The sequence below is a fragment of the Thalassospira sp. Z349TD_5 genome (genome assembly GCF_056173045.1).
In genome coordinates, this window is record NZ_CM149654.1 from 2,532,474 (window position 1) to 2,555,941 (window position 23,468).

Consider the following 23,468-nt stretch of genomic DNA (forward strand, 5'->3'; position numbering starts at 1 on the left):
TCCGGGGACATGACCGACCTATTTGAAGACTTAAACCAGTCAACAGACAATGCCTATTCCGCCAAAGACATCGAAGTTCTCGAAGGGCTAGAACCCGTTCGACGCCGCCCCGGTATGTATATCGGGGGCACGGATGATGCTGCCTTGCACCATCTGGTGGCCGAGATTCTCGACAACTCCATGGATGAGGCCGTCGCAGGACACGCCGACTGGATCGAACTGGAACTGAGAACGGACAACACCGTTCTCGTCCGCGATAACGGGCGTGGTATTCCAACCGACCCGCATCCGAAGTTCCCTGACAAATCCGCCCTTGAAGTCATCCTGACCACCCTGCACTCGGGCGGTAAATTCTCGGGCAAGGCCTATGAAACATCGGGCGGTTTGCACGGTGTTGGTATGTCTGTGGTGAACGCCCTGACCGACATGTTCCGGGTTGAAGTTGCGCGTGACCGCAAACTGGTGTTTCAGGAATATTCCAAGGGCACCCCGCTGGGTCCGTTGCAGGACGGCGGTGCGGTTAGCAACCGGCGCGGCACCACGGTCATCTTCCGTCCCGATCCGGAAATTTTTGGATCGCGCTTAAAGCTTAAAGCCGCGACCATTTTCCGCATGGCCCGCTCCAAGGCCTATCTTTACAAGGGTGTTGAAATCCGCTGGTCGGTTGATCCGTCATTGCTGACCAGCGACGACCCGACCCCGCAACAAGAAGTCCTGAAATTCCCCAACGGCATCCTCGATTATCTTGAGATGACGCTAAAGGGGCGCGACCTTGTCACCGAACGTCCGTTTGCGGGTGAGGCAAAGTTTTCTGACAGTGCCGGGCGCGTGGAATGGGCCATTGGTTGGCCCGAAACTGGCGAAGGCTATTTCCATTCCTATTGTAATACCGTCCCGACCCCGCTGGGTGGCACGCACGAAGCTGGCTTCCGCTATGCGCTGACCAAGGCAATCAAATCCTATGGCGACATGGTCGGTCAGAAAAAGGCATCGGCGATTACCGCCGAAGACGTCTTTGGTGGTGGCTGTGTGATGCTGTCGGTGTTCCTGCCTGATCCGCAATTCCAGGGCCAGACCAAGGAAAAACTGGGCACTCAGGGGGCGACCAAACTGGTTGAAACCGCGGTACGTGACCATTTCGACCATTGGCTGACCGGGGATACCGAAAACGCCAAGCGTCTGCTTGAAAGCATCATCCTGCGCGCCGAAGAACGTCAGCGCCGCAAGGAAAAAAAGGAAACCAAACGTCAGTCGGCAACCCGCCGTCTGCGTCTTCCGGGCAAACTTTCTGACTGTTCGCGTTCTATCGCGGCCGGTACTGAAATCTTCCTGGTCGAGGGTGACTCGGCAGGTGGTTCCGCCAAGCAGGGCCGTGACCGTGAAACGCAGGCTGTCTTGCCGCTGCGTGGTAAGATTCTGAACGTGGCCTCGGCGACCTACGAAAAGATGATGGCCAATCAGGAAATCAAGGACATGATCGAAGCCTTTGGCTGCGGTTCAGGGAAGGATTTCCGCTTGGCGGACCTGCGTTATGAGCGCGTGATCATCATGACCGATGCGGACGTCGATGGCGCGCATATCGCATCCCTTCTGATGACCTTCTTCTATCAGGAAATGCCGGGCCTTATCGAAAACGGCAACCTGTATCTTGCCATGCCACCGCTCTATCGCCTGACACAGGGGGGTAAATCGATCTATGCGATGGATGATGCCGAAAAGGAAGTCATCCTGCATGGGGAGTTTAAAAACCCCGCCAAGGTCGAGATTTCCCGATTTAAGGGTCTGGGTGAAATGCCTCCGCAGCAGCTTCGTGAAACCACGATGGCACCTAAAAAACGCACCCTTCTGCGCGTAACCCTGCCCGATGCGGCCCTTCCCGATGAACAGGGTCAGACCAAGGACCTTGTCAATCGTCTGATGGGCAAAAAACCGGAACTGCGTTTCCAGTTCATTCAGGAACACGCCCGTTTCGTCGAAGACATCGACGTCTGATCAGAAATTTATGTTCATGAAAAACCCGGCCATGTGTGCCGGGTTTTTTGTCCGCTTTCCCCGTTCGCAACCAAACAGGATCGCATAATGTCGCACGATTATGCCGCCATCCTCGAACAGATTGCCGACCATGTTGCCACAGAAGACTTTGGTGACGCGCGCAAGGCTGATTACATCCCCGCCCTGTCGGACGTTCCTGACGATCACTTTGCCATGGTGATTTGTGGCACCGACGGACAGGAATTTACCATCGGTCAGGCAGACCAGTCGTTTTCAATCCAGAGCATTTCAAAAATGTTCGCACTTGTGCTGGCACAGCGTGCCCATGGCGACCAACTCTGGCAGGCGGTGCGCCGCGAACCATCCGGGTCGGCGTTCAACTCCCTGATCCTGCTTGAACAGGAAAATGGCATTCCGCGTAATCCGTTCATCAATGCCGGGGCCATTCGGGTCGCCGACCTGATCACATCGCGTTACGCCAATCCGGATCGCTCGGTTGCGGAATTTCTCGGTCAACTCTGTGGCAATCCCGATATCCGGGTCGATAACACTGTGTATCTGTCCGAAGATCAGCACGGTGATCGTAACCGCGCGATTGCCTATCTGATGAAAAGTTTTGGCAAACTCGACAACCCGGTCGAAGACGTGGTGCGTGCTTATTTCAAACAATGCTCGGTCGCAATGACCGCGCGCGAAATGGCGCGGGCGTCTTTCTTCCTTGCCAACAAGGGTGTGGGCATTGATGGCCTCACGGTCATTGCGCCTGAAGAAACCAGACGCATTAATGCCCTGATGCTGACATGTGGTATGTATGACGGGGTTGGTGATTTCGCCTTTACGGTCGGCATCCCCGCCAAAAGCGGGGTTGGCGGCGGAATTATCGGAATTGTACCGGGCGAATTTTCCGTCTGTGTCTGGTCGCCGCGCCTTGATGGACGGGGCAATTCAGCAGCAGGCATACGCGCGCTTGAAATGCTGATCCGCGCCATTGGCCGGTCGGTTTTCTGATCACACCCTAACCGGCGCTTTTAAGGCCCCATTTTCCATCGCTGCGACACGTCAATTTTGCAACAAATTGCCCACAATTGCCGTGTACGATACGCAAAACTGCCAAGAAGGAGGTCCCAAGTGACCACACGAAAACTGCGCAAATTATCCTCTATCGCGGCTTTGGGTGCGTTATCGGTACTGACCGGGTGCGGGGCGGCTTTGGTTGAGGCCCCTTATTACAACGTCAGCGAAGTCCAAAGCTTCAAGGTCGCAGGTGCTCCAAGCCAGATCATGATGCTTGATATTGTTGATGCCAATGACACCCTGGACAATCAGACATGGGCAGATGCCCTCTCCAATCACGGCTACCCGCCGCGCCTGAATTTCGTCACCGATGCGGCGGGCATTGCCGATACACAAACGATCAAGCCCGAAAACCGTCTTGTGGTCGTGGTAAACCCGACCCAGACCACCATGCGTGGCACGCTGTGCACAGACCCGCAATCCGCCAAAAGCGATAGTACCTCTGATCGGGTAATTGTCCGGTTCGGATTTTGTGCCGGTGACGATATCATCTCGGAAACACGGGCGCGCTTGGTCCGCGACAAATTTGAACAACAAGTGATCAATAGCGCTGGCACAATTAGTTTTCAGCTGTTCCCACGCCATATCCGCGATGAAGATGATGACAATTGCTCGCGCCGGGTTCCGGGCTGCTAATCACTGCCCCTAATCATACCAACAACAGCAGCTAACGCGCCAAAAGCGCGATCAAGGCATTGGCAAACACCCCGGGCGCCTCAAGTGGCACATAATGCCCTGCCCCCGGTACAACGGCAAACGATGCCCCGGTGATGGCATTGGCCATGTCGCGATGGCTTTCGGGGTTGATCACACGGTCAGCCTCGCCAACCATCACACTGCACGGGATGTTGATACCGGCCAGAACCGCCGTGCTGTCGGGTCGCCCGGCCACGGCCTTGCTTTGGCGTTTAAACACATCCGGGCCGCAGTCATCGGCCATCGCGGTCAAAAGCCTGACCAAACCGACATCCTTGCGGTTAGCGGGATGGATCAAATCATCCAGCATGGCGTCATTCACCCCCTTAAACGGGGTATTTTCCGCCACCAGATGTGCCAGCAACATACGCCGCCGCCGGATTTTAGGCGGGTCTTCAGTCGCACGGGTATTGACCAGCATAAGATGGCTGACCCGTTCAGGGGCGCGGCGCAGAATGTCAAACGCGACATATCCCCCCATCGACATGCCCACAAGCGCAAAACGATCCGGGGCGCGATCAAGGACGGCCGTTGCCATATCGCCCACGCTGTCTTGATCAAACAGTTCGCAAAATACCGGTTCAATCAAATGCCCGGCATCACCGCACGCATTGGCCAACACATCAACGGTCGGTTGCCACATCCGTTGATCGGCCAGCATGCCCGATAAAAACACAACGGGCACGCGATCAGGTGATCCGTGCCCGTCTAGTTCTATTGCGGCACGTAAAGTATCGGCGGTCATTTAATCAGTGCGCTCAGTTCCTTGAATTCCGGGGTTCCCGCCACACGCAGCCATTCAAACATCACACTTTCGCGCGTCACGATCTTGGCCCCGGCATCGCGCATGCGTTCAATCGCGAAAATCTTGTCGTGCATGCTACGTGACGTCACCGCATCGGCGACAAGATAAACCTCACGCCCGCGCTCAATCAATTCCATCACGGTTTGCAATACGCATACGTGGGTTTCCATCCCCACCACGACCACCTGATCGCGACCGGTGTTTTCTTCGATCTTGTCGATAAAACCATCTGCTGGCACAGCCGAAAACGCGACTTTGGAAATAACATTCCCGCCCTCAGGCCCATCGCCGTTTTGCGCGACAAGCTCAAGGATTTCGGGTGCTGTATGTCCCAACCCCTTGGGATATTGTTCTGTCACCAGTACGGGAACGCCAAGCCGGTTGGCACATTTGACAAGAAAGCAGCAATTTGCCACCGTTTGATCCGGCTCCTGACACGCAGGATAGAGTTTCTCCTGCACATCGATGATAAGCAAACTTGCGCGCGTGGCATCCATCAGCACGGCATTTCTCCCCTGTTCATTCTTTGTTGTGTCAGGTTACGCTGCCAAACTGTTGCGAACAAGCCTCTCGACAGTCCCGAAATCGGTTTTCAACACGTTTTTTGCGGCGTTTTTCTTGACTTAATTCGGTCTTCGCTTTACGACCCAAACAGCTTTTATAGCACTTCCTTAACTTCAACGCATATCATTGCGGGAAAACGAACCATATGAATTTCGCCGATCTCGGTCTGAGCGAAGATATCCTCAAAGCCGTCGCAGACGCCGGCTACGACACCCCGACCCCCATTCAGGCACAAGCAATTCCGTCGGTGCTTATGGCACGTGACATTCTGGGCTGTGCACAAACCGGGACGGGTAAGACAGCAGGCTTCACCCTGCCGATGCTTGATATTCTGCATCACGGGCGCGCACGCATGCGGATGCCACGGTCGATCATTCTCGAACCGACCCGCGAACTTGCGACCCAGGTTGCAGCAAACTTCGACACCTATGGCAAATACATGTCTCTGTCGAAGGCCCTGATCATCGGCGGTGAATCCGCATCTGAACAAGGCAAAATCCTGGAAAAAGGCGCAGATGTCATCATCGCGACGCCAGGACGCCTGATCGATACGTTTGAACGCGGCAAACTGCTTCTGTCTGATTGCAAACTTCTCGTGATCGACGAAGCCGACCGCATGCTCGACATGGGCTTCATCCCCGACATCGAAAAAATCGTCAACATGCTGCCAAAACAGCGTCAGACGCTTTTCTTCTCGGCGACCATGCCCAAGGAAATCCGACGCCTTGCGGACAAATTCCTGTCCAATCCAAAGGAAATCACCGTCTCCCCGCCCTCGACCATGGCGACCACGGTGGAACACAAGCTTCTTGTTCTTGACGACATGGACAAGCGCGAAGCCCTGCGCCACCTGATCCGTCAGGAAGACGTCAGAAACGCTTTTGTGTTCTGTAACCGCAAAAAAGACGTTGATATCCTGTTCAAATCGCTGACCAAGCACGGCTTTAATGCCGGGCGCATGCACGGTGATCTGGCACAAAGTGAACGGACCGAAACGCTCGCCAAATTCAAAACCGGCGAAATCACGCTTCTGGTCTGTTCCGACGTTGCCGCACGTGGCATTGACGTTGCCGATGTCTCGCACGTATTTAACTTTGACGTGCCATTCAACGCCGAAGATTACGTTCACCGGACCGGTCGTACCGGCCGCGCAGGACGTGCGGGCAAGGCATATACCCTTGCCGTGCCCGAAGACGGCAAATTGGTCGCAGCAATCAACAAATCCATCAATCTGGACATTCCACTGACCGGGATTGAAGGCATTGAAACGCTTGAGCTGGACTTTACCGGCAAGAAACGCCGGAACAAGAAAAGCCGCAAACCGGCTGGCCGCGACGATAAACCGTCGCGCGACAACCGACCGGGCCGCTCGGCGCGCCCTGATAACCGTTCGGACAATCGCTCTGACAACCGGTCTGATGCGCAATCTGCCGGGAATGCTGGCAAATCAGACACCAAGTCTGATGCACCAACTCCACAGACGCAGCCCGCACAGCCCGCAGCAGCCCCCGCACAGGCGCAGCCTGCTGCACCAGCCAAGGCCAAAGAAGCAGAAACCCGTAAACCTGCACCGCGGGATGCCAGACCGAATAACGACCGTTACGAACGCAATGATCGAAACGACCGTAATAATGATCGCAACGATCGTCAGAACCGTAACAACAACCGTCGTGATCGTGATGACCGCGATGACAAACCGGTTCTCGGCCTTGGCGATCATGTTCCGGCCTTCCTGCTGACCCCGGTTCCGGCCTCAAGCCTTGCACGCGGCAAAAACGACATCGACGACGAACCGCAAAAAACAACTGCGGCCCGTAAACCGGCGGCGAAATCACCGCGTGCGGCCAAAACCACCCGGGCAAAAACCCCGCGTCGTCCTGCCCGGAAAAAGGCAGACGACACTGGCACCGAGGAAACTTCAGCTTCGGCAACACCGGCGACTACAGCACCCGTTGCGTCCAACGCATCGGACGCCCCGGTACATGACACCCCGGCACAGGATGCAAAACCGGCTCAGGCCGACGCCCCTGCTCAGGATCAGGCCGCTTCAGAGAAGCCAAAAGCCGAAGCCAAGAAACCACGCGCCCCGCGCCGTCCACGCAAGAAACCAGCCCCCAAGGCTGCTGCGCCGGACAGCACAGAAGGCACCCAATCCGCACCGGAAAGCAGCGAAAGCTAAACCACGCGGGTTACCTCAATACGAAAAAGGCCGTCAGAACATTCCGACGGCCTTTTTGTTTGTCTGAATTTTGGTGTCTGTCCGGGGTTTAAACCGCGCGGAACAAGCCGGTGGATGATGGTTTTTCCGGGCGTCGCTTGCGCATGAGTTTCAGCATGGTTTCAAGCGTAATCGACAGCAACGTCGCATGGGTGATTTCTTCGATCTCATCCATCACCTGCGACAAGGCCGCCCCGGCATTGGTTTCCTGAACAATGCTGTTCGACGGACCGGTACCGACCTCCTCAAACAATTGCACAACATCCAAAAGGGTCGTGCGCTTGGCATTGCCACAGAAACGATATCCCCCCCCGGCACCCCGTACCAATTCAACCAAGCCCGCCCGACCGAGATCACGCAGGACCTTGGCAAGATGGTTGGTGGAAATGTTGTAACGCTCGGCGATTTCCGATGCCGAAAGCTGCCGGTCGGTATCCTCGGCCAGTTCCAGAACCGCATACAGGGCAAACAGGGTTGCCTTTTGCAAAGACATCATGGCTTAAGCCCCCTCTTCCATATCGGTTTCAAGCTGGATAAACGGGCCAGCCATCATGCCCTGTGATCGGAAGAACGACATAAGATCGGTGGCATCGCGCGGGATCATGGTGCGCACTTTGGTCACCCCGGCCTTGCGGAAGCACCGGCACATTTCATCATACAGAATGGTCCCGATCCCGCCCATGCGCAAATCCGGTTCGACACTGACCGTGCCAACCCAGCCACATGGCACCGAATTAAACTCCCACGACCGCACTTCACCGAAAATACAGCCAAGCAACGTACCGTTTTCTTCTGCAATCAGGAAAAATCGGGAATCCTTGCGATTGCCATAACGGGTAAACAAATCGTCCCAATACTCGGGCTTGCGCAAACCTGTTGTCCGATCATCAAGATCAACAACATTTGGCAGGTCCCCCTGAACCGCCGGACGGATATTGATTTTATGCTCGCCAATCGTGACCAGGTTATATCCCGGTGTGTTTTGCGCAGCGTCCACCATGTGTGCCTTTCTATAACGCGGCTGGATCAACCACCCTCTCCCAGTCCCCGACAGGAGATTAACCGCATTCAAAATAAGTAAATTGGTACGATTATACTACACTGTCAAAACGCGTTACGGCAATGATAAGTTCCGCTGCGGGTGCGAGGAAACGGCGTCAAAGCAAAGCTTTCCAAGCAATTGAAGGACATAGCGATATTCCCATCCCCGTGCAAGCGCAAAGCAGTGCCATACTGTGTTGGGCCGCCACCTTATATTCACAGTTTAACAAGGTGAAAAATAACATCTGTTACCATGCAACGATTGACAGAAACGCGAAGTCATGGCTTATCGCGCAGCAGAAAACACGTACAGGCGGATTAAATTTTGGCAAGATTTACCCCCTGAAACCAGATATGTGCGGGCGGTTTTTACCCCCGCCTTTTATCGACCAAAGGAGTGTGGCACGCCATGGCGCGCAACGGATTCGACGCAATTGATCGCAAAATTCTTCGTGAAATTCAGGAAGACGGGCGGATTTCGATGGTCGAACTGGCTGATAAGGTTGGCCTGTCCGTCTCCCCATGTCTGCGGCGCCTGCGCAAACTCGAAGAAAGCGGCGTCATTCGCAAATATGTCGCCCTGCTCGATCCGTCGCATTTACATCTGGGTGTGAACGTCTTTGTCACGGTCTCTTTGACCCAGCATGACGAACCATCTCTACGCCGGTTTGAAACCGCTGTGCAGGAACACCACGAAATTGTTGATTGCTATGCCATGGTCGGCAATCAGGATTACATGATGCGCATCATCGTGCCCGACCCGGCGTCCTATCAGCGCTTCCTGTCCGAAGTCATGATGAAGCTGCCCGGTGTCGCCAACATGAAATCAAGCTTCACCCTGCATGAAGTCAAAAACAGCACAAAGCTTCCGGTCGCCGAAACCGACTGATTGCAGCACATCTGCCATCGCGCCCAAAACCAAGAGCAATACGGCGGTACGTTACCACCCTACCCAACCGCTTTCCGACGTTCCGGGATGATGGTCGGAAACAGCAGCGCCAAAGTCACCCCGCGCAGCAGGAAGAACGCGTTAAACGCCGCCCACAGCATATGATTGCTGCCTGTCTCAACCGCCCACCAGGCAAACAGCCCATAAATCGCCACCGACAGCAACATCATGTTGCGCCACTGCTTGGTCTGCATGGCGCCTAAAAACACGCCGTCAAACTGAAATCCAAGCACACCGGTAATCGGCAATATCACCGCCCAGACCAGATACTCATAAGAGGCAGCCCGCACTTCGGGAATGCTGGTCAGCCCATCAATGATCCACGGGCCCGCCGCGGCAAACAGGGCCGCCATAACAACCGCCGAGATGATCGACCAGATCGTTGTTTTGCGCACCGCCCACAGAAACTGTTTGCGCCGTTCCGCACCGTAAGCCTGCCCAACAAGCGTTTCCGCCGCATGGGCAAACCCATCGAGTGCAAACGACCCGAACATCAAAAAGTTCTGCAATACCGCGTTCGCGGCCAATGTCACTTCGCCAAACCGCGCGCTGAAACTGGTAAACAGCGCAAAGGCCGATGTCAGCGCAAGGGTGCGGACAAAAATATCACCATTGATTTTCATCAGTTTCGATAACTGTGCCCGATCCAGAATCCCAATGCCGCGCCATGTCCCGCCAAGGCGCTTAAGATGCGGCTGCATCAAAAACCATCCCAATACGACACCTGAATAATCGGCAATCACGGTTGCCCCGGCCACCCCGCGCACATCCCAGCCAAATCCTTGAACAAACAGGATATCAAGGATAATGTTGATCGAATTCAGGACCACCTGAAAGATAAACACAGCACGGCTGTCGCGCATCGCAAGCAACCAGCCCAGCATGCAATATTGCATCAGGGTCGCCGGCGATGCCCAGATCCGAACGGCAAAGTAATCGCGTGCGGATGCCTCGACCGCCGGACTTGGTGCGATCAGCGACATGGCCAGTTCAATGATCGGATATTGCAACACCATGACCGCAAGACCGGCCACAACCGCGATAAAGGCCGCACGGGCAAAAACCGCACGCACCCCATTGGCATCACGCCGCCCATGGGCCTGTGCGGCAAGGCCCGTGGTCGCCATGCGCAGGAACCCGAACCCCCAAAACACATAGGAAAAGATCAGCGCCCCAACCGCAACTGCCCCGATATAATGCGGGCTATCAAGATGACCGACGACAGCAGTATCGACAGCACCGAGCAACGGGACGGTGGCATTGGACAGGATAATCGGCAAGGTCAACGTCAGAACACGTCGATCCCCCTTGCTTAAAGCACGTTGCATTTAACCTGGGCCTCTAAATTTTATTCTTCGTGTGGGGCGGTCTGGCGGGACCGGACGATTTCTTGTGGCACAGAACGGCGCGCGGCAAAAGACAGGTTTTAAACGTGGAATACCTCAAAAAATCCACACCGTTGAATTTCTGTCTCCCTCATGCCTACTCAGTTGAGGATTTTCGATTTCATTTTGGGGGGATTTTGAACAGTTTTTGAAATACCAAATATAGCTAACCCCTTGAATATATCTGTAATACTTTGTTTTATATAAGATAAATTTGCATTCTGGGTTTATTGCACTGCGGTCCATTTCACCCCTGAAAAACTATACCACGGCATAGGACAACCACACGTCAACCGGTCAAAACGGCGTACAATTGCAAAATTGGTCTTACGTAATCCAATCCATCCACACTTTTATCCACAGGCTGACGGGATATATTTCATCGTGCACCGCAACGGTAAATCGATTACCTGTCGTGCGGTGCAAAAAACACTGGTCGTCCAATCCATGGGTTGCTAAGCAGGGGCACAGGAATATTCAGGGAAGTCATAATGAGCACCGAAACATTATTGTCCGGTCCGACGTTGCCAGCAGCATCGGGCACCACCAAAAGCGTCGTCATCCTGCTGCATGGCTATGGCGCAGATGGCAATGACCTGATTGGTCTGGCCCCGCATCTGGCCCGCAAGCTTCCCGATACGACATTTTATTCGCCAAACGCGCCCTACCCGTGCGAAATGTCGCCGTTTGGTCGCCAGTGGTTCAGTCTTGCCGAATATGATCCGGAATTTCTGCGCCGTGCGCCTGAAACCATGTCCGGCGCGCTTAAGGCCATGGCACAGGGTGCCGCCAAAAGTGCCGCCTATGTCGATGACTTTATCGACCATGTGATGGAAACCCACGGTTTGGGCGCAGACCGCGTTGCCCTGCTTGGTTTCTCGCAAGGCACAATGATGGCGTTTCAATCTGCCCCGCGTCGCCAAGATCAGATCGCCGGTGTAATCGGATTTTCCGGCGCACTTCTGGGCGAAGATGCCTTTGCCGCCGAAATCAAGTCGCGTCCGCCGATGGTGCTGGTCCATGGCACCGCCGATCCGGTTGTCCCGATCGAAGCATCCCGCCTTGCCAAGGAAACGCTTAGTGCGAACGGCATTGATGTTGCCCTGCATGAACGCGCAGGCCTGCAACATGGCATCGACGAAGAAGGCATCACGCTTGCGTCAAAGTTTCTGAAAACACATCTCGGCTGACAGGTTTTCGATACCGGGACATAAACCGGCATCCAACTGTCTTCTCGCGGCATTGCCCAAAACGCTTGGCATCACTTTGATGTCAGGCGTTTTTTGTATCAAATTCACATCGATTTTCTCTAACTCATATTGAAAGTTGCATTCTACGGTGCCACCTGCGTTAAATATCCCTCTTTGGTATAGCTTCTATACCAATGCGTAGTAAAATCTCTGTATGGCTTTCATCATGAGCTGGGCCGCGAACCGCCACTGCCCCGCCTCTCTGCCGAGGAAAAAGTCCGAATGCTGCAACAAATTAAAATCGGTCGCAAGATCACCCTGATTTCCCTTATTGCTCTGGTTGGCCTTATTGCGATTACGGCCTTTGACATGATGAGCCTGCGCAGCTCCCTCCTCGAAGATCGTAAGGAAAAAATCCGCGCGGCGACCGAATTTGTTGTGTCTCTGGCCGATGAATATCAGGCCAAGGTCACCTCAAAGGAAATGGATCAGCAAACCGCGATTGATGCTTTTTATAAAGTCGTCTCTGGCGGAAAATATGATGGTGGGATCGGCTATTTCTTTGCCCTGTCCAAAGACAACGTGATGGTCATGCATGGGGCCAATGCCGGTCTTGTCGGCAAGGACATGGGCGGCGTACAGGATCCCAACGGGGCTTACTTCATCCGCGATCTTATCACGGTCGGCAGTAAACCCGGCGGCGGCTTTTCGTCCTATTACTGGCCCAAACCCGGTGAACCCAAAGAAGTGACATTCGAAAAACTGTCCTACTCGCATCTTCTGCCGTGGGGGGCTGTAATTGGTACCGGTATCTATATTGATGATGTTGATACGATCTTCTGGGAAAACGCGACAAAATCGCTCGCAATCAGCGCCTTGATTATCGTGATCATTGCTTTGGTCGGCGTTGGTATTGGCCGCGATATCACAACTGGCTTGCGCAAACTGTCTGAACGCATGGCCCAAATTGCCGATGGCAATCTTGACGGACATATCGAAGGTCAGGAACGCGGCGATGAAGTTGGTGACATGGCCAAAACGGTCGTTGCCTTCCGCGAGCAGGCCAAGCAAAACCGTGATCTTCAAGGCCGCCAGAAACAGCTTGAATCGGATGCTGACGATAAACGGCGTTCTGGTGTGCTGGAATTGGCCAACAGCCTTGAACAGCGTGTCAAAGGTCTGATCCGGTCGATTTCTGCATCGATCAACGAGATGAAGCAGGCAACCGCAAACATGCAGGAAGCCAGCAACACCAACAGTTCTCTGTCAGCAGCGGTCGCCTCGGCCACGACCCAGACATCGACCAATGTTCAAACCGTCTCGGCCGCGACCGAAGAACTCACCGCATCAAGTGACGAAATTGCCCATCAGATCGCCCAATCGGCCGATATTGCCAATCAGGCCAATGAACAGGCAACCCGCACCAATCAAACCGTAACCGGCCTTGCCGATGCGGCACAGAAAATTGGCGATGTGGCAAAACTGATCGGCGACATTGCCGAACAGACCAACCTTCTGGCCCTCAACGCCACGATTGAGGCCGCCCGTGCCGGTGATGCAGGCAAGGGCTTTGCCGTGGTCGCATCTGAGGTCAAAAACCTTGCCAATCAGACCGCCAAGGCGACCGAGGAAATCAATCAGCAAATTCTCTCGGTGCAAAATGAAACCGGCGAAGCGGTTGAGGCCATCCGTCTGATTTCCGAAACCATCGCCAAGGTCGCCGACAGTTCAACCGCGATTGCGGCTGCGGTCGAAGAACAGCACGCCGCGATTGGCGAAATCTCGCGCAATGTGCAACAGGCCGCCGACGGCACCAGCGAAGTGTCCGAACGGATTGAAACGGTCAATGAAAATGCCGGGCGCGTATCGTCAGGCACCAACCAGTTGGCCCAGTCGGCAGAAAAACTGGTCGATGAGGCCCGATCCCTTGACGAGGCGGTCGAAACCTTCCTTGCCGATTTGCGCGAAAGTGCAAGAACCTAAAACAGCGCAATCACTGTCCCGTCTTGTCGGGACCATCCCATACAAAAAGCCGCCCCGCGTAAATCCGGGGCGGCTTTGCTTTTGCGGGTAAAGCGCTTCTGACACTCTGAACCCTAACTGTCATTCCCACGAAGGTCAGAACTCTATTCTGTGTCAGCCCCCCCCCCCGCGAATTCCGGGCGGCTCTGATTATTTGCGGTCGGCTTCGATTTCAATTTCAATCGTGACATCATCCCCGACCTGTGCGGTATCGGTCCACTGGCCCTGACCAACGCCAAAATCAGTCCGCTTGATCGTAACAACGCCTTTGGCCTCGGCCTCGTTCCCCGTAATCTCAAGATCAAACGGCAAGGTCACCTCACGCGTCACATCACGGATCGTCAAATCAGCAACCGCTTGATATTTGCCTGGGGCAACTTCACTAAACGACTTTGTCACAAACTTGGCCGTTGGCCATTGCCCGGCATCAAACCAGTCTGGTGAAACAATCTGGCTGTCGCGATCTCCGTTCTGGGTATCGACCGATGCAATATCAATCAGAACACTGACCGACGATCCGGCAAGGTCATCTGGCGAAAACACGATGGTCGCATCAAAGGTCTTAAATTCGCCTTCGAATTCCGCACCAAGCTGGGTGCCGGTAAATTCGATCTCGCTGTCATCGGCAACAACCCATGCATCAGCACCCTGTGCGACACCGGCAAAACCAATCACGCTGGCAAACACGCCCGCTTTCAGAATATTTTTCAGGTTCTCAGACATTGCTCTGTTCCTTCGCTGATTTCGTCGCGGTATTCTTTGCACCCGCTGGCAGCATGCGCCGCAAGGTCGCGTCACGGTCAATAAAATGATGTTTCAGGGCTGCGGCAATATGGGTTCCGACCAGAACCACAATCGTCCATGACAACGCCCAATGCACAGTTCTCAAGGTCTCAAACAGTTCCTTGTCCGGACCAACAAGGTTCGGCAAGGTAAACAGTCCAAACACACTGACCGGGAAATTTGCCGCCGATGACATCATCCAGCCACTCAGCGGCATGGCAATCATCACACCATAAAGCCCCAGATGGCCAAGCTTGGCCGCCACCCGTTCAAGTTTGTGCGGGCTCAAGGCTTGGGGTGTCGGCTCACACAGCCGCCAGACAATGCGCAAGATCGTCAATGTCAGGATCGTCACACCCAACGACTTATGCCGTGACATCCATTCAAGTTTCGCCATGCCAAGCGGCAGGAAATCCATATACCAGCCAATGGTAAAGACGCTCAAAATCAAAAGCGCCATAACCCAATGCAGGCTTTTGGTCGCGAAACCAAATCCGTTTTTATGACTTTTGATCGCCATGGCAACCGTCCTTACACCCATCAGACAAAAGATGGCAGGCGACACCCTAAGGGCCGCACTGCCATCCATAACATCTTGAAATTACTTCTGCTTAAGGAACTCAGACGAAATCTGAAGGTTAACTTCCGGAGACACGGCCGGAACAAGATATTCCATGCCGTAATCCGTACGCGTTACCGTCCCGGTGGCCGCAAAACCAAGAACCTGGTCGCCGGTCATTGGATGGTCGCCTTCGCCGGTCAACGTCACATCAAGAACAAGCGGCTTGCTCTGCCCAAGGAAGCTCAGGTCGCCGGTGATTTTCGCGGTGTTATCGCCAGTCACTTCAACCGAGGTGCTGGTGAAGGTCGCGGTCGGGTGGTTTTCAACGTCAAAGAAATCAGCCGATTTCATATGGGTGTCAAGCGCCTCAACACCGCTGTCGATCTTGGTCAGATCAAGCGTAATCACAGCCGAAGATGCCGCAAGATCGTCGCGATCAAGTGTCAGTTCACCCGATGCGCCGCCAAAACGGCCCTGATAGTTGGAAAAACCAAGATGGTTGACGATAAAGATCACGCTGGTGTGGGTCGGATCCATTTTATAGGTATCTGCAGCCTGTGCAGAAAAAGCCGCCCCCGAAAGACCCGCTGCGATGGTCAGTGCAAGACCAGCCTTTTTAATCGAATTAAACATTGTCACTTCCCTCATGTGAATGACACGGCGCGCCTGAACGGCACCGCGAATTAAGTGGGTGCACAGTGACAGCCTCGCGCGTGGCCCTCAAGCCAGTGCAGCGGCAACATTCTTATTCTATTTTGGAAACAATAAAAGATATCCCGGCCTTATTTCTGCCAGATTGCGAACGGTCATATGTAACCATGTGACGCTATTCCAGATCATAATTCCAGACAGAAAACACACCTACCCCATTGTTTCTAAATGTGTTTTGGCGGGAATACTCCGTCCTCTGTCAACAAATGCCCAATGGTTTTCAGTCTAGTGCATCTATGGTGTCGCCGCTGGGCATCTCTGGCGGTCCACAAACACGACACAATCGGCCCAAATGACAAACCCCCGATGCACTGTCCGCATCAAGGGTCCTGTCGTTCAAACGCATAAAATGCGGGGAATTTTAGGGGCGACTAATTGCCGTCAGGTGCCGGTTGAGCTTGCGGGGTTTGGTTCGCCGCATCTTCCGGGTTCAGACATTCTTTCAGCCAGACGTCATAAACCGGATGCTCAAGCCCCGACAATCCCGGACTGGATGCAAACATCCAGCCGGAAAACAGCTCGTCGCGGCTTTCGCGGCCATCTTCATGCACGTCACTGATTTTCAAGAATCCGGCACTTTCAGGAAGCTCTTCGGGCGGCGTGCGATAGCAGGCATCAACCGTAATCTGCAAGGTGCCAAATTTTGCCATCTGCCCGACCGGCACATCAAATGTCGAAATGCGCGCGGTGATTTTATCAAGCCCCTGAAGCTGGGCAACCGGGGCGGGGCGATAATCAAGTGCCGCAGTGGCAACTGTGATGGTGGCGGCTCCGATCAGTGCACATGTCGAAAAAACAGCGGCAATCGCAAAAGATCGTTTCATCGTGTCATTCAGTCCTGTTTATCGCTTTGGTCACTTTGAACATTGGCATCGCGCGCATCCCTGCCGTTGGCAGTGTCAGGCGCGCTGTCGGACCCATAAGGATTGTGCATTTCGGCCACCAGATCGCGCATCACGGCGCGAAACTGTTCTTCGTCACAGCCCATCAAAAGCGCATCTTCAAGCGCATCCTGCATGATTTCGCGCAACTCGCCGAAATTGTCATTCAGAACCTTGATCTTTTCCACGCACGACAGTGGCGACCCATCCGGGGCCTGCCATGTTGGAAAATGCTGCAACGCGTCGGTCTTCTTCATCAACCGCTCCGATGATTTTGACGTGAACCCTTCAGATAAAATCCTCAGATGGGCCAATAGACCCAAATCCGCAATTCCTTACCTGAAAAATCCAAATCACAACCTTGCTGGAAAAACCGGCAAAATAATGGCCGCCTGCTCCGTTACGACCCTTGCGACAGAAACACCTGCGACGGCGACGTTATTTGTCGCTGCTGGTCGATGAATAAATCACCTGACCAATCAGGTCTTCAAGGTTGACCGATCCTTGGGTGTATTCGATTTCACCACCGGCTTCGATCATGTCAATGTCCCCGCCCGGTTCAAGGGCCACGAACTTGCCACCCAACAACCCGTCAGACGCAATTTTTGCCGAACTATCAAGTGGCAGGGACAAGTCCGCGCGCACCGACATTTTAACAACCGCCATAAAGCTATCAGGGTTAAGGTCCTGCGCGGTGACCGTCCCGACCTTAACCCCCGAAATACGCACATCATTGCCGACACTCAAACCGTCAATCCGGCTAAAGTTGGCCGAGATTTCATACCCTTCCACCGTCCCGATTCCGGCACGTGAATAGGAGTAGGCTGCAAATCCGACGGCAACGGCAATTACCGCAGCACCCGCAAGGCTTTCGACCAGTCTATTGCTCATAGGCCCTATCCGTTATGTATCTCTTTGATACGTATATTGTCTTGCGTCCGCACAAATTACAACCGCGCAAAACGCTCATAAAACACAAACGGGCGCGAGTTTCCCCGCGCCCGCCTGAAAAAACAGTTTATGGCCGATCAGCCTTCCGGCGACCAGGCCTGATAATCACCGGTTGCCTTGGCGCGCTGACCACCCTGATATTCATGGCCTGCCGGGCGATAGGCATGCTTGGTCCCGGTCAGGTTCGGCAGATGTTCTTTCTGCCAGTCATACCGATCCTCGGCCTTGTCTGACAGCGGCGCATCAACAGTGTAATGCAGCCATGCATGCCATTCAGCCGGAACCTTGGACCCTTCGACAATACCTTTATAGACCACCCAGCGACGGGTGCGACGGCCTTTGGCCGCTTTCTTTTCGGTATAATAGATATTGCCGAAACGGTCTTCGCCAACGCGCTTGCCAAACAGCGCAGTATAAATACGGGTACCGACGGTGGCCATGTTGGGTCTCTCTCCAGATCTGGTTTATCCGCCAAACGCGGCGCACGACACATACGCGGGGGTGCCCTGCGATCAACAAGGCTCTTATATGTCGTGATGTTCGGGCAAAGTCAATGTTTCAGGCAGGCAACACCCCCCCATCACACCGCCTCATAACGGCACCTCAACCCAAACCGGAAACACCATCCGCCCGCGCTGACATTTATCGGTTCACGGCCAAGCCGCCTCATATCGCGTTATTCAACCGATTTGACGCCGCAAAACGCCCGTAATCCGGGCCGATCAGCACGAGAACCAATGTCACTATGCGTTGACGGCAAACAACCCACAACTGCTTGTGGGGCGACGACTCATTGATCTGCATATGGTGTGGGGCTTTGTCCACCTGCTTATCCACAATATATCGTGCCTATCCCCTGACATATCACTCGGGATACGACCAGATTTTTCACAGTAACAAAACAAACACTTTTATATACATATCAAACTGTTATCTGTTGCAAACAGGCTAAGTTGAACTGCAAACCAATAAGTTTTCAGCTTCGCACTGGAAATGCACCGCAATCAGGGTTAGTTTGCTTCAGCTTGTGGCGGATCATCTCGTCTCGCCACTACATATAGTCCGAGTCTTTCGACCGGCCTACAAAGCAGCTGCCACCAAAAGCGCAGTTTTCCGGGCCTCCCGGCCTGATTCAGAGATTGTTAACGAGAATCCCCCGAGCATCAAATCAGCGAGACAGCAACTGAACCACAACATGTTGTGATAAAAGTTGATGTCAACCACAAAGTTTAGTGGACTGAGGCCAGATTATGGCTTTATAGTTCCGCCCACGGACCGGATGGTTCCAAGGGGGGACCACACCACCAAATACAGAATTGCCGTTGATCCCGATAAGGTCAAAAAAAAGGACCAAAGGGGCAGCGTTTAGCCATTGAGCAAACTATATAGAATCAGGCAATGCCGGCGCATGTCCAGAGTAGCGCCGCGTTCATGTCTGATCAAAACCGGAGCAGACCATGCGGATTACCAGAAAGTGCACACAGGAAGGCGTTAGCCCATACGCCGACATCGATTTTCGCAAATCGTCCTGCGTTATCAAAAACCCCGACGGGTCGGTTGTTTTTGAAATGAAAGACATCGACGTTCCGGCGACCTGGTCACAGGTCGCAAGTGACGTTCTGGCACAGAAATACTTCCGCAAGGCAGGTGTTCCGGTTGCCCTCAAACCGGTTAAAGAAAAAGACGTTCCAAGCTGGCTGTGGCGTCAGGCACCTGATGTCGCCAAGCTCGACAAAATGCCGACGGAAAAACGCTACATCAGCGAAACCAGCGCAACCCAGGTTTTTGACCGCCTTGCGGGCACCTGGACCTATTGGGGCTGGAAAGGCGGTTACTTTGACGCCGAAGACGATGCGCAGGCTTTCTTTGATGAAATGCGTTATCAGCTCTCCCACCAGATGGGCGCACCGAACTCTCCGCAGTGGTTCAACACCGGTCTGCATTGGGCTTATGGGATTGATGGCCCGGCACAGGGTCACTCCTATGTTGATTTCAAAACCGGCGAACTGACCAAATCGGCCAGTGCCTATGAACATCCCCAACCGCACGCCTGCTTCATTCAGTCTGTTTCCGATGACCTCGTCAACGAAGGCGGCATCATGGATCTCTGGACTCGTGAAGCACGTCTGTTCAAATTTGGCTCAGGTACGGGTTCGAACTTCTCGAACGTGCGTGGCGGCGGTGAAAGCCTGTCGGGCGGCGGTCGTTCTTCGGGCCTGATGAGCTTCCTTAAAATCGGTGACCGCGCTGCTGGTGCGATCAAATCGGGTGGCACCACACGCCGTGCGGCCAAAATGGTCGTGGTCAACATTGATCACCCCGATATCGAAGAATACATCGACTGGAAAGTCGTCGAGGAACAGAAAGTCGCCGCCCTCGTTGCCGGTTCGAAACTGGCCGAAAAACACCTCACCGCCGTTCTTGCCGCATGCAACAACTGGGATGGTGCGGCGGACTCCGATGATCGTTTCGCCCCGCGTCAAAACCCGCAGCTCAAAGAAGCTGTGCTGTCTGCGCGCGCTGTCATGATCCCGGATTCCTATATCAACAAGATCATCGAATTCGCCCGTCAGGGCTTCACCGAGATCAGCTTCAAAACCTATGACACCGATTGGGACTCCGAGGCTTACCTGACCGTATCGGGTCAGAACTCGAACAACTCTGTCCGTGTTTCCAATGAATTCCTTCAGGCTGTTCTTGATAACGGCGACTGGGAACTGATCCGTCGTACCGATGGCAAAGTAGCCAAGACCCTGCCCGCACGTGAATTGTGGGACAAAGTCGGCGAAGCCGCATGGGCCTGCGCTGATCCGGGGATCCAGTACGACAGCACGATCAACGAATGGCACACCTGCCCGAATTCGGGTCGCATCAATGCGTCCAACCCGTGCTCGGAATACATGTTCCTTGATGATACCGCCTGTAACCTTGCATCGCTCAACCTGATGAACTTCCGTTCAGATGATGGCGGCGTTGATATCGAGGCTTACGAACATGCCGTGCGTCTGTGGACCGTGGTTCTGGAAATCTCGGTTCTGATGGCACAATTCCCGTCAGATCGTATTGCCGAACTGTCCTATCGCTACCGTACCCTTGGCCTTGGCTATGCCAACATTGGCGGCCTGCTGATGAGCATGGGCATTTCATATGACAGCGACGAAGGCCGTGCGATTGGCGCGTCCCTGACCGCGATCATGTGTGGTATTTCCTATGCCACCTCGGCCGAAATGGCCGGTGAACAGGGTGCCTTCCCGGGTTATGGCGACAACGCCAACGAAATGCTGCGCGTCATGCGCAACCATCGCCGTGCCGCATACGGCGAACAGGACGGATACGAAGGCCTCGCCATCAATCCGGTTCCGTTGGTCGCCGCCGACAGCCCCTATGCCGATCTTCCGGTTGCCGCACGTGCTGCATGGGACAAGGCGCTGGAACTTGGCGAAAAGCATGGTTACCGCAACGCCCAGACCACCGTTATTGCCCCAACCGGCACCATCGGTCTGGTCATGGATTGCGACACCACCGGGATCGAGCCGGACTTCGCACTGGTGAAATTCAAGAAACTCGCCGGTGGCGGGTACTTCAAAATCATCAACCGCACCGTTCCGGTCGCCTTGGCGACACTCGGCTATACCGAAAACCAGATCCGCGACATTGAAAAATACGCGGTAGGTCATGGCACCTTGGTTGGTTCGCCGTCCATCACCCATGATGACCTCAAGGCCAAGGGCTTTGACGACGACGCCATTGCCAAGGTTGAAGGTGCGCTTAAAAACGCCTTTGATGTTAAATTCGTGTTTAACAAATACACCTTTGGCGATGACTTCTGCATCAATCAGCTCGGCCTCGATGCCAAACAGATCAACAGCATGGACTTTGACATGCTCGCCGCCCTTGGCTTTGATCGCAAACAGATCGAACTGGCCAACACCTATGTCTGTGGTGCGATGACGCTTGAACAGGCCCCGCATCTGCGTGACGAAGACCTGTCGGTCTTTGATTGTGCAAATCCGTGTGGCCGTATCGGCAAACGTTATCTGTCGGCTGAAAGCCACATCCGCATGATGGCCGCGGCCCAGCCGTTCATCTCCGGTGCGATTTCCAAAACCATCAACATGCCAAGCAGCGCCAACATTCAGGATTGCAAAGACGCTTACATGCTGTCCTGGCGTCTTGGGGTGAAAGCAAACGCGCTTTATCGTGATGGCTCGAAACTCAGCCAGCCGCTGAGCTCTGCGCTGGTCGAGGAAGACGATTACGCTGATCAGCCAACCGCCACCAAGGCGACCGCAGCATCGCAGCAGATTGTCGAAAAAATCATCGAACGCGTCATCCGTGGCGACCGTCGTTCCCTTCCGGGCCGCCGCAAAGGCTACACCCAGAAGGCCACCGTTGGCGGTCACAAGGTTTACCTGCGCACCGGTGAATACGAAGACGGCAAACTTGGCGAAATCTTCATCGACATGCACAAGGAAGGTGCCGCCTTCCGCTCGTTGATGAACAACTTCGCCATTGCCGTTTCCATCGGCCTTCAGTATGGCGTGCCGCTTGAGGAATACGTCGAAGCCTTCACCTTCACCCGCTTTGAGCCGTCGGGCATGGTGTCGGGCAACGATGCGATCAAGATGTCAACCTCGATCCTTGATTACATGTTCCGTGAACTGGCGATTTCCTATCTTGGTCGTAATGACCTCGCCCATGTTCAGCCGTCCGACATCCTTCCCGATGCGGTTGGCGAAGGTGTGGCCGAAGGCGATCTTGGCGAAGCCGCCAGGAAATCCGAAGATCAGGCAATTGAAACCATCCGTAAAGTCGCGTCTTCCGGCTTCGTGCGTCGCAACCTTTATGTTGTCGATGGCGGTGCCCAGACCGAAGAACGCGTTGTCGAAGTCAAATCGACCGGCACGGACGGCCATAGCCACAGCCACGAAACAACCGCAAGTGCCGCAACCACAACCGCCACACCATCAGCACCGCAAACCAACGCGATCCTGACGGCGGGCGAAGAAGTCTCGGCCAAGGTTGATGCCAAAATGGACCAGATCCGCGAAGCCCGCATGAAGGGCTACGAGGGCGATGGTTGCCCTGATTGCGGCAACTTCACACTTGTCCGCAACGGCACCTGCCTTAAATGCGAACTCTTGTGGTGCGACTACCGGTTGCTCGTAACGCCGACACAAAAGCCCCTCTCAAATGAGAGGGGCTTTTTACGTTTTCGCATCATCCGACTAACTTTGGTTGCCTGATACGAAAAAAGCCGAAGCAAACTGCTTCGGCTTTACTCACGAAGTACCAGCCAAGGCACTTGTGAGGGCAACACACCGAGTTGGCGTGTTAGTACGTCAGAAACACGAACATCTCCGATTCTGTTGCGTTTGTCGAGCGGAACCTTGGCGACCTACTTGAGGAGCCAAAAATCATGGCTACGAACCCGCCGTCCGGCGACGGACACCGCAACGGAGCAGTACGCGACCGGTCACAATTCCAACATCCAAATGGAAAATGGATAAAACGTGACAAAGATAACGGTCGTATCATGGACGTAAAGAAAGACGACAAGCCGTTTAAGGGTGTACGTCGAGAACGTTCCAAACCTTGAAGGTACATCATCTTGATGTATCGTACAAAACTCCGGTCGGGATTA

19 protein-coding genes and 1 pseudogene are annotated in these 23,468 nt (G+C 54.2%); 8 read left to right on the plus strand and 12 right to left on the minus strand.

The genetic code is table 11. From position 1 onward, the window contains the following. Positions 1–9 precede the first annotated feature (9 nt). The 3 genes from parE (at position 10) to AC0VXT_RS11645 (ending at position 3,702) form a co-directional block, all read left to right on the plus strand. Positions 10–1,992, plus strand: coding sequence for a DNA topoisomerase IV subunit B (parE, locus tag AC0VXT_RS11635; protein WP_475545570.1), 1,983 nt, complete (start codon positions 10–12; stop codon positions 1,990–1,992). 87 nt (positions 1,993–2,079) lie between these two features. After that, entirely contained in the window at positions 2,080–3,000 is a 921-nt protein-coding gene (locus AC0VXT_RS11640; RefSeq protein WP_475545571.1) for a glutaminase, read from the plus strand. A gap of 120 nt (positions 3,001–3,120) precedes the next feature. After that, the gene (locus AC0VXT_RS11645) at positions 3,121–3,702 is read left to right on the plus strand and encodes a hypothetical protein (protein WP_475545572.1); all 582 of its coding nucleotides are present in this window, start codon (positions 3,121–3,123) and stop codon (positions 3,700–3,702) included. A 31-nt stretch (positions 3,703–3,733) separates the two neighbouring features. Here AC0VXT_RS11645 and AC0VXT_RS11650 read toward each other — a convergent pair whose 3' ends face one another. After that, entirely contained in the window at positions 3,734–4,507 is a 774-nt protein-coding gene (locus AC0VXT_RS11650; RefSeq protein ID WP_475545573.1) for an alpha/beta fold hydrolase, read from the minus strand. After that, positions 4,504–5,064 carry a hydrolase gene (locus AC0VXT_RS11655; RefSeq protein ID WP_022730454.1) on the minus strand — a complete coding sequence of 187 codons (561 nt, stop codon included), beginning with the start codon at positions 5,062–5,064 and terminating at the stop codon, positions 4,504–4,506. Before AC0VXT_RS11655 ends, AC0VXT_RS11650 begins: the two co-directional genes overlap by 4 nt. Before the next feature lie 212 nt (positions 5,065–5,276). Between AC0VXT_RS11655 and AC0VXT_RS11660 the strand changes: the two genes are divergently transcribed. Continuing rightward, the gene (locus tag AC0VXT_RS11660; RefSeq protein WP_475545574.1) at positions 5,277–7,310 is read left to right on the plus strand and encodes a DEAD/DEAH box helicase; all 2,034 of its coding nucleotides are present in this window, start codon (positions 5,277–5,279) and stop codon (positions 7,308–7,310) included. Positions 7,311–7,398: 88 nt separating this feature from the next. Here the strand turns inward: AC0VXT_RS11660 and AC0VXT_RS11665 are convergent, their stop codons facing one another. Beyond that, a complete protein-coding gene (locus AC0VXT_RS11665; protein WP_475545575.1) occupies positions 7,399–7,845 on the minus strand; it encodes an Rrf2 family transcriptional regulator in 447 nt (148 codons plus the stop codon). Between the two features lie 3 nt (positions 7,846–7,848). Then, positions 7,849–8,349 carry a GNAT family N-acetyltransferase gene (locus AC0VXT_RS11670; RefSeq protein WP_022730451.1) on the minus strand — a complete coding sequence of 167 codons (501 nt, stop codon included), beginning with the start codon at positions 8,347–8,349 and terminating at the stop codon, positions 7,849–7,851. Positions 8,350–8,799: 450 nt separating this feature from the next. On the opposite strand from AC0VXT_RS11670, the gene AC0VXT_RS11675 reads away from it, so the two are divergent. Next, positions 8,800–9,279 (plus strand): Lrp/AsnC family transcriptional regulator, encoded by a 480-nt coding sequence (locus AC0VXT_RS11675; protein WP_412776549.1) that lies wholly within the window; start codon positions 8,800–8,802, stop codon positions 9,277–9,279. Between the two features lie 59 nt (positions 9,280–9,338). Here AC0VXT_RS11675 and AC0VXT_RS11680 read toward each other — a convergent pair whose 3' ends face one another. Further along, the gene (locus AC0VXT_RS11680) at positions 9,339–10,667 is read right to left on the minus strand and encodes an MATE family efflux transporter (RefSeq protein WP_475545576.1); all 1,329 of its coding nucleotides are present in this window, start codon (positions 10,665–10,667) and stop codon (positions 9,339–9,341) included. Between the two features lie 548 nt (positions 10,668–11,215). Between AC0VXT_RS11680 and AC0VXT_RS11685 the strand changes: the two genes are divergently transcribed. Together AC0VXT_RS11685 and AC0VXT_RS11690 are read left to right on the plus strand one after the other, a co-directional pair. Next, positions 11,216–11,914, plus strand: a complete 699-nt coding sequence (locus AC0VXT_RS11685) for an alpha/beta hydrolase (RefSeq protein ID WP_475545577.1) — start codon at positions 11,216–11,218, stop codon at positions 11,912–11,914. Between the two features lie 282 nt (positions 11,915–12,196). Further along, positions 12,197–13,897 (plus strand): methyl-accepting chemotaxis protein, encoded by a 1,701-nt coding sequence (locus tag AC0VXT_RS11690; protein ID WP_475545578.1) that lies wholly within the window; start codon positions 12,197–12,199, stop codon positions 13,895–13,897. A 189-nt stretch (positions 13,898–14,086) separates the two neighbouring features. Here the strand turns inward: AC0VXT_RS11690 and AC0VXT_RS11695 are convergent, their stop codons facing one another. The 7 genes from AC0VXT_RS11695 to AC0VXT_RS11725 all read right to left on the minus strand — a co-directional run bounded on the left by AC0VXT_RS11695 (position 14,087) and on the right by AC0VXT_RS11725 (position 18,264). Next, positions 14,087–14,659, minus strand: a complete 573-nt coding sequence (locus AC0VXT_RS11695) for a YceI family protein (protein WP_475545579.1) — start codon at positions 14,657–14,659, stop codon at positions 14,087–14,089. Further along, positions 14,652–15,239, minus strand: coding sequence for a cytochrome b (locus AC0VXT_RS11700; protein WP_475545580.1), 588 nt, complete (start codon positions 15,237–15,239; stop codon positions 14,652–14,654). The genes AC0VXT_RS11695 and AC0VXT_RS11700 overlap by 8 nt, the downstream gene beginning before the upstream one ends. Before the next feature lie 81 nt (positions 15,240–15,320). Then, a complete protein-coding gene (locus AC0VXT_RS11705) occupies positions 15,321–15,914 on the minus strand; it encodes a YceI family protein (RefSeq protein ID WP_101304571.1) in 594 nt (197 codons plus the stop codon). 449 nt (positions 15,915–16,363) lie between these two features. After that, the gene (locus AC0VXT_RS11710) at positions 16,364–16,816 is read right to left on the minus strand and encodes a DUF2155 domain-containing protein (protein WP_101304570.1); all 453 of its coding nucleotides are present in this window, start codon (positions 16,814–16,816) and stop codon (positions 16,364–16,366) included. A gap of 8 nt (positions 16,817–16,824) precedes the next feature. Beyond that, entirely contained in the window at positions 16,825–17,130 is a 306-nt protein-coding gene (locus AC0VXT_RS11715) for a hypothetical protein (protein WP_475545581.1), read from the minus strand. 181 nt (positions 17,131–17,311) lie between these two features. After that, entirely contained in the window at positions 17,312–17,764 is a 453-nt protein-coding gene (gene mlaD, locus AC0VXT_RS11720; RefSeq protein ID WP_022730441.1) for an outer membrane lipid asymmetry maintenance protein MlaD, read from the minus strand. 137 nt (positions 17,765–17,901) lie between these two features. Then, positions 17,902–18,264 carry an NADH:ubiquinone oxidoreductase subunit NDUFA12 gene (locus AC0VXT_RS11725; protein ID WP_022730440.1) on the minus strand — a complete coding sequence of 121 codons (363 nt, stop codon included), beginning with the start codon at positions 18,262–18,264 and terminating at the stop codon, positions 17,902–17,904. A gap of 1,017 nt (positions 18,265–19,281) precedes the next feature. Between AC0VXT_RS11725 and AC0VXT_RS11730 the strand changes: the two are divergent. After that, a pseudogene (locus AC0VXT_RS11730) lies at positions 19,282–22,993 on the plus strand (vitamin B12-dependent ribonucleotide reductase). Positions 22,994–23,468 lie beyond the last annotated feature (475 nt).